The 12,333-nt window shown below is 43.7% G+C and carries 15 protein-coding genes and 1 other RNA gene; 1 reads left to right on the plus strand and 15 read right to left on the minus strand.

Features of this window, described 5'->3' with window-relative positions:
- Positions 1–38: 38 nt before the first annotated feature.
- From rnpB to KS242_RS09325, 15 genes are all read right to left on the minus strand, one after another.
- Positions 39–413, minus strand: an RNA gene (gene rnpB / locus KS242_RS09255) — RNase P RNA component class B.
- Between the two features lie 60 nt (positions 414–473).
- The gene (gene gpsB / locus KS242_RS09260; RefSeq protein ID WP_217321101.1) at positions 474–836 is read right to left on the minus strand and encodes a cell division regulator GpsB; all 363 of its coding nucleotides are present in this window, start codon (positions 834–836) and stop codon (positions 474–476) included.
- Between the two features lie 75 nt (positions 837–911).
- Positions 912–1,481: an SLOG family protein gene (locus tag KS242_RS09265; protein ID WP_217321102.1), complete on the minus strand. Its 570-nt coding sequence runs from the start codon at positions 1,479–1,481 to the stop codon at positions 912–914.
- A 78-nt stretch (positions 1,482–1,559) separates the two neighbouring features.
- Positions 1,560–1,964: a CotD family spore coat protein gene (locus tag KS242_RS09270; protein WP_217321103.1), complete on the minus strand. Its 405-nt coding sequence runs from the start codon at positions 1,962–1,964 to the stop codon at positions 1,560–1,562.
- Between the two features lie 80 nt (positions 1,965–2,044).
- Complete coding sequence (gene fni / locus KS242_RS09275) at positions 2,045–3,088, minus strand: type 2 isopentenyl-diphosphate Delta-isomerase (RefSeq protein ID WP_217321104.1); 1,044 nt, start codon at positions 3,086–3,088, stop codon at positions 2,045–2,047.
- Between the two features lie 24 nt (positions 3,089–3,112).
- On the minus strand, positions 3,113–4,582 hold the full coding sequence (locus KS242_RS09280; protein ID WP_217321105.1) for a phytoene desaturase family protein: 1,470 nt from the start codon (positions 4,580–4,582) through the stop codon (positions 3,113–3,115).
- Positions 4,579–5,700, minus strand: coding sequence for a glycosyltransferase (locus KS242_RS09285; RefSeq protein WP_217321106.1), 1,122 nt, complete (start codon positions 5,698–5,700; stop codon positions 4,579–4,581). Before KS242_RS09285 ends, KS242_RS09280 begins: the two co-directional genes overlap by 4 nt.
- Positions 5,701–5,713: 13 nt before the next feature.
- Complete coding sequence (locus KS242_RS09290) at positions 5,714–6,376, minus strand: lysophospholipid acyltransferase family protein (RefSeq protein WP_217321107.1); 663 nt, start codon at positions 6,374–6,376, stop codon at positions 5,714–5,716.
- Entirely contained in the window at positions 6,342–7,073 is a 732-nt protein-coding gene (locus KS242_RS09295; protein WP_217321108.1) for a carotenoid biosynthesis protein, read from the minus strand. Before KS242_RS09295 ends, KS242_RS09290 begins: the two co-directional genes overlap by 35 nt.
- Positions 7,070–7,933, minus strand: coding sequence for a phytoene/squalene synthase family protein (locus KS242_RS09300; protein ID WP_217321109.1), 864 nt, complete (start codon positions 7,931–7,933; stop codon positions 7,070–7,072). Before KS242_RS09300 ends, KS242_RS09295 begins: the two co-directional genes overlap by 4 nt.
- Entirely contained in the window at positions 7,902–9,380 is a 1,479-nt protein-coding gene (locus tag KS242_RS09305; RefSeq protein ID WP_217321110.1) for a phytoene desaturase family protein, read from the minus strand. The genes KS242_RS09300 and KS242_RS09305 overlap by 32 nt, the downstream gene beginning before the upstream one ends.
- Positions 9,377–10,900 carry a phytoene desaturase family protein gene (locus KS242_RS09310; RefSeq protein ID WP_254391673.1) on the minus strand — a complete coding sequence of 508 codons (1,524 nt, stop codon included), beginning with the start codon at positions 10,898–10,900 and terminating at the stop codon, positions 9,377–9,379. The genes KS242_RS09305 and KS242_RS09310 overlap by 4 nt, the downstream gene beginning before the upstream one ends.
- Positions 10,901–11,023: 123 nt before the next feature.
- Positions 11,024–11,440, minus strand: coding sequence for a cytidine deaminase (locus KS242_RS09315; protein WP_217321111.1), 417 nt, complete (start codon positions 11,438–11,440; stop codon positions 11,024–11,026).
- A gap of 1 nt (position 11,441) precedes the next feature.
- Positions 11,442–11,816 (minus strand): DUF1798 family protein, encoded by a 375-nt coding sequence (locus KS242_RS09320; RefSeq protein ID WP_254391674.1) that lies wholly within the window; start codon positions 11,814–11,816, stop codon positions 11,442–11,444.
- Positions 11,817–11,861: 45 nt separating this feature from the next.
- Positions 11,862–12,077, minus strand: a complete 216-nt coding sequence (locus tag KS242_RS09325; protein ID WP_217321113.1) for a hypothetical protein — start codon at positions 12,075–12,077, stop codon at positions 11,862–11,864.
- Positions 12,078–12,214: 137 nt separating this feature from the next.
- On the opposite strand from KS242_RS09325, the gene KS242_RS09330 reads away from it, so the two are divergent.
- On the plus strand, positions 12,215–12,328 hold the full coding sequence (locus KS242_RS09330; protein ID WP_217321114.1) for a spore protein: 114 nt from the start codon (positions 12,215–12,217) through the stop codon (positions 12,326–12,328).
- Positions 12,329–12,333: the final 5 nt, after the last annotated feature.

Consider the following 12,333-nt stretch of genomic DNA (forward strand, 5'->3'; position numbering starts at 1 on the left):
AAGGGCTGTTTGTTGTATACAGTGGACCAAAATGAATGTTCTGTAAGCCATGTTCTGTACCGATGCACTGCGAGCGGTGGTCAGCCTCGTACAACGGCAGTAATCATCTATCTACAAGCGTATTGCCTGTCCCTTTTTAGGTTGAATTCCCATAATCAAGGGTGCCCCTACCAACATTTGGGTTGCTCACTCGTGGGGTTTACCTCGTTCCACTCAGCATGTTTCCAAGCTGACTACGTCACTGTGGCACTTTCAAGACATGTCGGCCATATCCAAAGACTTAGGCGTTCTGCCTGCCGTTAGCATATAATGCTACCTTGGCTTATGAATTCGCCAAGCACGAACACTACAGACATCTCAGTCTGTGTGAGCATGGACTTTCCTCTGCATTGCTGCAGCGATTACTCAAACACTCATTAAAGTTGCTTTCTTATTGTAGACGTTTCGACGTTAATAGTCAAGACCGTCCGGACTCAAACATCGTTTTCAGCGAATTTCTTGCCAAATACTGCTTTCTCCAAGTTAGATAAACGTTTCAAAATATCATAATTGACTTGGTGATTCGTCTGCGTTTCTCGTACAGGAGCAGGTTGCTGCGGTGTTTGTTCCTTTTGCTGCAAGATGGACCGGGATTGTCTGCCCTCTCCCGACTGCTGCTGTCTCAGTCGTTCATTTTCACTTTTTAAGCGATCGATTTCTTTTTGGAATGTCTCATAATCTTGAATGATCTTGTCCAAGTACTCGTCAACTTCATCTTGATTATAACCGCGCATGCCGGTTTTGAAGTTTTTTTCAAAAATATCTTTTTGTGTTAGTTGGATATTTGCCAAAGCCATACACAATTCACCTCATTTATACGATTGTATATAAGTATATTCTTTCAAAACTAACTCAGAATGTCAATTTTCAACTCACGTCTGGTTCCAATAAGATGGATCATTCATCTGTTCTCGCTCCACCGTGTCCTGTAAGTCCAGTGCAGTCATATAATAAATCTCATAGTCATGTGAATCTTTATAACGCTGCGCTTCCTTCAGAAAGAAGTCCACGCTGCCTGTTTGATTTTCATCATACATCACGAGCGCCGCATCGGTTTTGGATAACATCCATTTATCCCGCGCTTTAAATTGGTGAGCTCCCTTATAGTCGCCTTCGTAAATTGGCTGATAAAAGTCCGCCAGCATAATCAGTTCCTGATATGCTTCCTGCAGTTCCTCTGACCAGCGTGCATCTTGGTTATCAAACGGCGGGATAACCGCCAGCTGGATATCATAATCTGCTTCCTTTAAATCAAGCACGATTTGCCCTGCCCATAACTCGATACCAGTTTGTCCGGATAAAAGCACCCATTCCAAACCGATTTCCATTAATCCGAGCAGCTTGTCTCGTATTGTTTCTTTCACATAGTGGACACGAGGGTCGTTCATCTTAAAGATTCCCATTTCATAATGCTTGTATCCTGTGACGTATAATTTCTTCATTAGATACATGTTCTCCTATCTGCTTGCTGTTACTATCTAAACATAAAAGAGCTGGCTTGCGCCAGCTCTTTTGTCAGATTAATACCATTTCTTTTGCGTTGGTTTTGGTTTCGGAGCCATTTGCGGCTGCTGCATCGGCTGCTGGTACATTTCTGGGCTTACTTGCTGCGGCATTGGCATTGGCTGTTGCATTGGCATTGGCATCGGACCGCAATCTTTACAAGGATTAGGCATTGGTTTGTTGTCGTGTACAGGGCTTAGGTGCGTTTCTTCGCATGTTTCTTCATTTGCGAAGGATGTTGTATGCGGGTACATATGAACATTGTTCACTTTATGATGATTCACCACTGTTGTGTGGACAGGGTGTATATGCTCAATTACCTCTTGAGAGTAAGTGTGTTGTACGTTGTTCATGACAGGGTCAACGACAGTCTTCGTCCCGCAGTGCACTGGATGCGGCGGGCAATGATGTCTTCTGCGCATGTTCTTTCCCCTTTCTGTATTGGATTCTTTATAAGATATGAAAGGAGGAAGGAACATGTACTATGACAACCACCTATATTTCAGGCGTTTCTTCTAATTAATCTATCCGTATGTTGCAGTGCAGATATAGATTGGGCTCCAATACCTAACATACTGATACGCAGTTCAAGTTCCAGCTGTTCGAATCGTTCCATCAGCATATCCGCTGATTGTACAGCTTCCGGCAAGATTGAACGTCCAAATCCTGCCATGTTGGCTCCAAGAGCTATCGCTTTTGCTGCCTCTGCACCATTTGTAATACCGCCGCTTGCGATTAAACATGCTGGCGGTGTGGACAACTTACTAAGCTGTTCGACGCAAACAGCTGTAGGAATGCCCCAATCCAGGAACGCAGAAGCCGCATTTTGCTTAATGGGGTCTTGGGAACGGTACTTCTCCACTTCAATCCATGAAGTGCCTCCTGCCCCTGCTGTATCTATGAATTGTACCCCGGCTTCAATCAATTGCGAACACGTATCGGGAGCAATACCAAACCCTACTTCTTTCACACCAACGGGCACAGACAACTTCTCAGTTACTTTGCTAATTTTACTTAACAAGCCGCTAAAGTCTGTGTCTCCTTCATCCTGGAAAATTTCTTGCATACTGTTCAAGTGCAATACAATAGCATCAGCTCCTGTGATCTGGATGATCTGCTCACATTCGGCAGCGGCGTATCCATAATTCAGCTGTACGGCGCCAATATTAGCAAATATTGGAATAGACGGTGCTTCCTCACGCAATTGAAAACTGGCAGCTGCCTCTTTATTTTCCAATGCTACGCGGCTGGAGCCAAGTCCGAGCGCCCAACCCTTTGCTTGTGCAGCTTTGGCTAAATGGCGATTGATTTCATGAGCACGCGGAGTCCCCCCTGTCATGCTGCTAATCAAAAAAGGTACTTTCACTTGCTTGCCAAGAAACACTGTCGACGTGTCGATCGATTTAAAACTGATCTCAGGCAATGCTTGATGCTCAAATCGATACCTTTCAAATCCAGTAGAAATCCCTTTTCCCTGAACCTGTTCATTTAACGTAATATGTATATGTTCATCTTTTCGATTATGTATGGATTGTCCTTCTGTCATTCCTTTTCCCCCTGCTTTTTGCATCTATCCTTTTATAATGGCTTGTGCCGTCATCTTTCCGCTCAATGTGACCATTGGTGTGCCGCCTCCTGGATGCGTTGATCCACCGGCAAACCATAAACCTTTAATATGCTTGTCTTTATTGCTGATCCGGAAAAATGCCTGCTCAAAGCTGTTTGAACTCATCCCGTAAATAGCACCTCTGTATGCGCGAGTACGAACGGCTAAATCTTTCGGTGTTTGCACTTCCTCGTAGATAATTTCGTTTGACAGCGCGGTAAGCCCATTCGTTTCAAGCTGCTGGATGAGCTTTCTTTTGTACTGTTGTTTATCCTGTAATTGATTGATGCCTGTCAGGTACGGCGCATTGGCCAGCACAAACAGATTACTCATACCGGTTGGTGCAAGATCTGGGTCATCTGCTCCTGAGAAACAAATATACAAAGCTGGATCCTTCACATATTGCTTGTCTTTAAAAATTGAAGAAAATTCCGCTTGGTAATCTTCTGGGAAGAATACATTATGATGCGCTAATTGACTGTATTGCTTTTTCACACCAAGAAGCATCGTAAAACCTGATAAAGAAGGCTCTAATTTCTTTAGTTTCGTATCTGAAACATGCGGCCGATCTGATGCATCCACAAGTCCGCTATATAAGCTGATTGCATCGCCATTGCCAATTAACGTATCACAGGGGTAATTACCTTTGGTTGTCGTCACGCCGGTTACAGCACCATGGTTAACCTGAATACTCGTCACATCTGTCTCTTTTTGAATGTGTACGCCTAACTCAGCAGCAAGTTTTTCAAATGCTTCGACGAGTTGATAAGTGCCGCCTGTTATGCCATATACACCTTTTCCAGTTTCCAGAAAAGCGAGCATCGCAAATATAGAAGGTGCCTGATAAGGAGAGGAACCAATATAAGTCGCATACCTGCCGAAAAGCCTCCGCGTATTCGGATGACGAAAGTAACGGCGCAGCAAAGACTGAAATGTTTGCAAAGGCCGGATGCGAGCGAAATCACACAGCAGTTGCGGCTGCAGCTTTTCTTCCCAAAGAAATAGCGGCTTTTCGAGAAATGCCTCTTCTGACATTTGGAACAGCCTTTTACTTTCCGCTAAGAAAGCTGGGTACGCTTTGGCGTCTGCTTTGCTGTAAGAAGCAATTTGCTCCTGCATCACTTCCACGTCAGCTGTCAACTCCACAACCGACCCATCCGGAAAGAAATTCTTCCCGATTGGTGTAATCGGATAAAAATTAAGATAGTCACCGGCTTTACGCCCTGTATCTTGAAAAACTTGTTCAAATATATGTTTCATTGTAATCGTACTTGGACCTAAATCAAAATGAAACCCCGCCGCATTGACTTGCTGCAGTTTTCCACCGAGTGTTTTGTTTTTCTCCAGGAGTTGGACTTGCCAGCCTGCATACGCAAGATAAATGCTGGCAGTAAGGCCGCCCAATCCTCCTCCGATGATAATAGCACGTCTCATTGATAATATCTCCTGCCTTTCCATTCGTATCCTTCCCCTCGCCAATGAATACGTATGGCATCGAACGCGAGTAAGATGAAGAAGCTGCATGCAAGCGGGTGAAGAAAACAGAGCCATCTCTGTATTCCTGCTTGAAAAGCAATATGATAGTTAATCAGTACTCCGAGTGCATAAGCAGCTGCAGCCATTAACACTGTCTGCATATCACCATTCACGATACCAATAATTGCGGATACAACCGGGATTATATACAGCACACTATAAAGAAGACAAATAAATAACGTTAAGAAAATATTGTTGCCAGTTCCGGAAAAGATGTTTTTCCGAAATCCAAGCCAAACCTCAGCATTCTTTTCATACATCCGCATACTGGCAAATTGTTCCCCTCGAAGCAAGGCAACCGGGGATTTTGCTTGTTTCATCAAGCGCATCAAGGCCATGTCATCGACAATAGCAGATTTTATAGCGGCATGCCTTCCCGCATTTTGATAGCTTTGCTTGTGAATACAAATAAAAGCACCATGAGCGGCTGCAAATTTAGGATCGTCACTTCTTTGCACTTGTTTGATTGGTAAATGGCATATCACTAAAAAAAGCATAAAAGGAACAAGCATTTTCTCCATAAACGTATGAACACGCTGTCTCGGAAAGGCTGAAACCATCTTAAATCTGCCATCCAAATAACGCTGCAGCCGCTGAAGTCCTTTCGCTTCCAGGGTCACATCTGCATCCAAAAATAAAAGCCACTCCCCCGTCGCGTTTTCGCCGAGCTGCTGGCAGGCATAATTCTTTCCTGTCCAGCCAGGAGGGAGCTCTTTTCCACAAAGCAGCGTTAAAGGCAATTTATGCGCATATTGACGAACAATCGTTGCGGTCTGATCATTAGAATGGTCATCCAAGACCAGTATTTCTTTTATGTAAGCTTGCTGGTCAATCAAACTCTCCAGCAGCCGGCCAATGGTTGCTTCTTCATTTCGTGCAGGGATGAGCACACTCAATCGCTGCTTGCTTGGCGCTGGAACATGTTGAGATGCTTGTGGGAAAGTTCGACTATTATAGAGATTCCAGATCAGCTGCAGAAGGAGCAAGCATATGATTGAAATTAATAAAGCAAACATTGTCCTCCTCCTTTTAGCTGATTTGCGCTTGCGGATGTGTATTGGATCCGCCGATGATCGTCTGTTTTTGCATATCCGCTTGATCTTCCAGTATTTTGGATAAATACATACTAATGCTGTCTCTCGTCATATTTTGCCAGTCTTCTGTAATTGGCTCACCGAAATGGAGTGCTGCACTTGGTTTTTTCTTTTCCCCAAAATAATAATGAAGCGTCACAGGAACAACTGGGCAGTCCGATTGCTGCAGCAGATAGCCAATACCCGTTTGAAACAGATAAGGGCGCTTGTCTTGATGCAGAATCTCACCTTGCGGAAACAGCCAGACATGATTGCCACTCTCAAGCAGCTGTCGCGCATAGTGCAGCGAGATAAGGACATCACGTATTTTTTGTTTATCTACTGAAAAAGCGCCTAACTTCCGAAAAAAACGGTGCTCTTCCATCCCTTTCTGTGCCATCATCATATAATGATTCCCTTTGAGAAGCCTTTCCGTAGCTTGGAAGACCAACAAGCCATCCCACCACGAACTATGATTCGCAATAAAAATGGCAGGTTTGACGGGTGACTGTACAACTCCAGTCGCTTCTACGCGGTCAAAATGCCTAGGAAGTAAATAATATTTTTGATATGCAGCGAATAATTCAATGAACCAACGCTTTTTTTCTGCCTGAATCAATTACTTTCCTCCCTTGCGTAATCAATACAAATACAATGGCAAGCCCAGCCACGATGACAAACCCTTTCTTCAGAGCAAGCAATCCGAAAAATAAAAACATAAGCTGAAGCAGGCGAAATGACGCATGATTTGCAGCCTTATCTTTTTGTAAAGGAAGCAAAAGAGACAATACTGCCGCCAGTATGAACCATGTTATAAAATTGGTTGCCGGAATTCCATAATAAAATCCGCCTTCATTCCACTGCCAGAAATCCCATGCTAGTGCAACCGGGTCCAGTATTAAATCAATGAGCACTACCCATGTGCCAGTCTCTAAAGCCCGAAGCCATTTATTTTTCTGTGTGCTGATCATCGTGCTGTTCACAATGAATCCTACCCAAGCTATGGCAATCGTAAATGGCACATTCAGAATAGGGAGCCCCAGCATGGGCGTATACCTATACTCACCAAAAGGAAATCCGCTATAAACACTTAATGCTTCGATTAACAACGTCGTTACACCTATTGAACCTAGAATGAAAAGTGACTTGCTTATGGCAGTCTTCTGGAAAAAATAAGGATACCCTTCTGCTAACACTGCCGCCGCATATAAAATCATAAAAATACTATTTGCAAAATATAACCATTCTGGAAGTTCCCAGAACAAAAGCAATAAGAGACCGATCAGCAGCCAAATAGTAAAAATGCGATAAATCACGTAATAGATTCTCGTTTTCGGCGGGATCTTTGTTTTCTGGCAGCTTGATAGAGTGCCAGTTTTCGTACTTGCGGCACATATGCTCGATTGTGAAATACGTCGTAGTCGTTTTCTTTAATAACATCCATAATGGCCGCATAATAGCTGCTAGCAAGCGTAATGGCAAAGGCGCTGTCTTCTGGATACGTATCAAGACCAGCTAAACCTTCCGCAAACCATCCTTGCGCAATTGTCATCATATTATCTACCATTTGGCGGAATTCTGAAGATATCTCTTTGCTATGAAGCGCTTCTTCCGTATAATCAAATGCCGTCATGATAGTGAGCGGTAAATACCGGCGTCCTCGTTCTAAATCCTCTCCGACATCACGTAATATATTGACGATTTGCATTGCTTTTCCAAGCTGTATGCCAGCTTGTACAATCTGTTCGTTCGGATAATCATGCAGTACCGGCAGAAGCATCTCCCCCACCGATCCCGCGACATGATAACAATAATCTTCCAGCTGGTCGAATGTCAGATAGATGGTATTTGCTTCGTCCATTCGCTGGCCTTTCATTTGAGTAAGGAAAGGCGCAGGTTGCAGATTGGGAAAAGTATCGAAAAGCCAACGCAAAGATGGCCAAATAAAATGCCCATCTGCTTGTTCAAGATTGCGAAAATGTGCTTCCAGTTCATCTAAGGTATACACACTGTTTTCTGGTTCATCCATGCTGTCATCAATCATTCGGCAAAATGTATAGATGACAAATACAGCCTCCCGACGCGGAGAAGGAAGTCCGCTGAATGCTTGGTAAAAGCTTGTGGAGTGCTGCTTCATCGCTTTTTCACATGCTTTCGCGTATGGTTTTTTGAGCATAATAGTCCACCTCACTCATGATTAATTCACTCAGATTTTTAGCTCCTTGCATGACAATTGGCACGCCTCCGCCCGGATGGACAGAAGCGCCCACAGCATACAGTCCTTTTATTGGAAAAGGTTTATTTTGCGGACGGAAACCGCCGGATTGGAACAAACTCGGAGCAATTCCGAAACTTCCGCCTTGGTAAAGTCCAGCATGCTGTGCATCTGCTGGTGTGCGCACCTTCAGCCATTCAATTGATTCTTTTAATCCTGGCAAAAGCAAGCGCTCTGCTTTGTCTAGGACACGTTCTGCCAGTAAGTCTTTTTGCTGCTCCCAGTCAATCTTATTGCCAGAAGGAACGGGAACCAGAAAATAAAGAGCAGATTCTCCCGCAGGTGCTGCTGCGGCATCAATGGATCCTGGATGAAAAACGTAAAAAGACGGATCTTCCGGAACAGTTTGCGACTCAAAAACAGCTCGCATATTCTTTTCAAACTGCTCTGGCAGCACAAATTGATGCGTGTTTAAGTTGTCCCATTTCCGGTTTGCTCGGATATAAATGAGCAGACAGCCGCTCGAAGCCTCGGGCTGTTTTCTGGCAGGTTTCTTTTGATCAAGCAAATCATGTATCGCTGGAAAATCGCCATTGAATACAACACTGTCATAAGCTTCAAACGAACCATTCACGTTAATTCCAGTCACTTGCTTTGCTGATTTGTGTATCCGATCTACTTTGGAATTGCAGTGAATTTCAATTCCTCTTTCTTTGCAGTAAGACACTAATGTGTTCACAAATCCTGCATATCCGCCTTTCACATACCAAATGCCATGAATATGCTCACTATACGAAATCAGTCCGTAAATCGCCGGTGTAGCATAGGGAGAACCTCCAATGTATAACGATTGAAGCGCGTAAGCATGCTGCAGTTTTGGATCGGTAAAGTATTTGCCGATATAAGCATGCACATCGCGATACGCTTTAGACTTATAAAGAAAATGTAAGTTAGCAGGTGTAAAAAAACGGCGTTTGTTGGAAAAATCCTGTTCCAGAAACTGTTTAACTCCGATACGGTATACTTCTTCCATATCCGAAATGAATTGATCATAATGCGGAAGCTCACTTGGGAACTTATGCGACAGTTCCTCCCGCTGACGAGCAGGATCTGAATACTTTGTATAACTCGTCCCATCCGCAAAATGAATGTCATATAACGGATCGCATTGGACGATATCGAGCGCCTCGGCTGGAATCTCACATGCTCTTAGTACATTACGAATCATATCCGGCAGCAGCACAATTGTCGGCCCTTGGTCTATCTGAAACACACCATCTGTTTCGTATTGCATTCTGCCGCCCGGCTGCTCATGCTGTTCATAAATGGTTACCGCATGCCCCTGCCTTTCTAAAAGCAGTGCCGTCGTCAGACCGCCAATACCCGCACCAATTATGGCAATCTTCACGTTGTCACCTTCTCTTTTGTCGCTTTAAACGTGTGCGATGCTTTTTTTTCGTAATAGTCGTTCACCAAATCAGCACTGATTTTGGCTGATTGAAAAATGGTTGGCAGCCCGCTGCCAGGATGAGTGCCGCCCCCGACAAGATAACAATGTGATAGTTCCTTCACTTGATTATGCGGGCGATTATACATCATCTGATCCAGTGAATGCGCCAGATTGAACACAGCTCCTTGATGGATATTCATCGCTTCCCAATCTGCAGGAGTGATACAATACTCTGCTTCTATCAACGCTTCTGCGTTTTCGACATTGGCTTCCCGTTCCAGTATCCTTAGCATTTTTTCACGCATTCGAGGTGCTGCTTCTTGCCAATCTATATCCGAATCGGTGTTCGGCACAGGCATAAGCATGTAAACTGCTGATTTTCCTGCAGGAGCCGTCGTTGGATCCAGTTTTGTCGGATAATGGATATACACAGACGGGTCTTCTGAAAGGACTAGCTGTTCTGTCATTTCCTCTACATTCTTTTTGTAATCATCTGCAAATACAACCGTATGGTGTGCCAAATCTACTTCCTGTTTCAAGCCTAGATAAAGCATCATCGTAGAGCAGGAGTATTTTTTATTGGTAATTTTTTTCTGGAACTTATTTGACCATTTCTTCTCGAACAAATGCTGCACACTATAGCTGTAATCTGCGTTGATGACAACATCATCGGCATAAATTTCTGATCCATCTTCTAAACGTATGCCCTTTGCCTGCTTTCCATCTGTCACTACTTGTGCAACGGGAGCATCAGTATGAACAATTCCGCCGTATTCTTCAATAACCTGGCGCATTGCTTCACACACACGATTAACCCCGCCTATTGGGTGATACAGACCAAATTGATGCTCCAGATAAGAAAGGATTGTAAAAGTACCTGGACATTTCCAAGGCGACATACCCAGGTATTTAGCTTGGAAGGTAAAAGCATATTTCAAGCGTTCATCATGAAAATAAGTGGACAGCTTGCTGTAAACCGATTGAAACATATCCAGTTTCGGCAGCGCATGCAGGACATCTTTGCTTAAGTATGTTCTTCTATGTAGAAAGGGACGTCGCAGCAGTTTTTCAATCCGATTAAATTTCTCTCCTTCTTTATCCATAAATCGAATAAACCCTTCACTTTCACCTGGAAAGACGCGCTCAATCTCTTCCAGCATCTCCTTCCTATTGACTCTAGGGGTAAATGTTGTATCACCAAAGCGAAGTGTATATAAAGGATCCAGTCTTTGCAGCTGAACATAATCACGCAAATTTCGTCCCGCTTCCTCAAACATTTCTTCCAAAAGCTTGGGCATCATAAAAAATGTTGCGCCTAAATCAAACTGAAAGTCTCCCAGTTTTAAACGTGAAGTTCGCCCGCCAATTACACTGTTTTTTTCATATATTTCTACGTTGTATCCTTTTGACGCTAACAGCATTCCTGCTGTCAAGCCTCCAGGACCAGCTCCGATTACTACGACTTTTTTCTTATGCAACGGACAACCTCCATTCTAATTAGTACTGTATACCCGGTTGTAGAAAGAATTAACCTATCAAACGATAAATTAATTTTAAAAAAATCAAAGTGCCGTACGCACTTTGATTTTATATGGTCATCCTTATTTAGCTGCTTCTTCATCAGAGAACAAATCGTCCGGCTGAAAAGAAAATGGAAGCAATTCTTCCATAGTAATGCTTTTACTGTTTCCATGCATATTGGAGATATGGATTACCGCTTCAGGCGTGAAGAACTCCGCCATTACTTGACGGCAGGAACCGCAAGGCGGCACCGGACGCTCGGTATTTGCGACAACAGCAATCTCTGCAAATTCCTTTTCACCATTCGCAATTGCCTGAAATATTGCTGTTCGTTCTGCACAGCATGTAACAGGATAAGCTGCATTTTCGATATTGCAGCCTTGGTAAACGTTTCCGGATTTTGTCAAAACCACAGCTCCGACACCGAATTTCGAATATGGAATATAAGCTCGCTCTCTTGCTTGTTTTGCCAAGCTAATCAATTCATCTTTTGTCATCTTACTCTTCCTCTCCTTCTAACCGTTCCAAATCTTCATTAAGCAGTTGGATGACGTAACCGATTGAATGATGGTAATCCATATATCGTTCCGATCGGATGTCTATGTAATAGCTGTGCAAAATGATTAGATGGATATTCTCTTCTGTCGACTGGATTTGCTGCGGGTGCACATTCACTTCCCGCTGCTGTACAAACGCAGCAGCAGCTTCGTTCCACTGCTGAAGCAAATCATACATCGGCTTTGTCTCCCGCTTTACCAGCTCAAAGAATTCTTTATCTTTTTTATCTGATGGCGGCTCATGCGTCAAAAACCGCTCTTTAAGAACCGCCATCTGCTCTGATAGCTGGTTATTGTAGGCGCGTAATGTTGTCAATAATATCCCTTCTCTGCTCATCGTGTTGTTCTATTATACAAGCTCTCAGGCTAATTTACCATGTTCAAGACAGCTTTTCTCCCGCTTTCTATCCAGACGATATTCGGCACGCAGCAATCGTTCAATCAAAGGCTGCTTCATTTCCATACGAGAACGATTAGCCTGAACAGTGAGCCGCTGATCTAATTTCCGATACGTACCAGTTAACTGAAACAGTGCAAGCTGCAGCTCTTCCTTTGTTGCCCCTTGTTGATTTTGCATATGAATACCTCCTTTTATGTGTAGTTTTCTGCTAGCAGCTGACTTCTCCTGCTCACCTGACAAAACAACAAAAAATACGTCGTGCTTCGCATGAATCAGACCTGTTTCGCTCATCCTAAGCTTAAAGGAGGGTGATAATGATGAAAAAGCCAGAAAAGAAAACATCAACCGGACAGAAACGCCCGACAGCCCGCACAGCAGGCGATGGTTATGATAAGAAGTTAGATGGACCAAACCGTCCTTCCGTATAAGCCGA

The organism is Terribacillus sp. DMT04, from assembly GCF_019056395.1.
GTDB lineage: Bacteria > Bacillota > Bacilli > Bacillales > Amphibacillaceae > Terribacillus > Terribacillus aidingensis_A.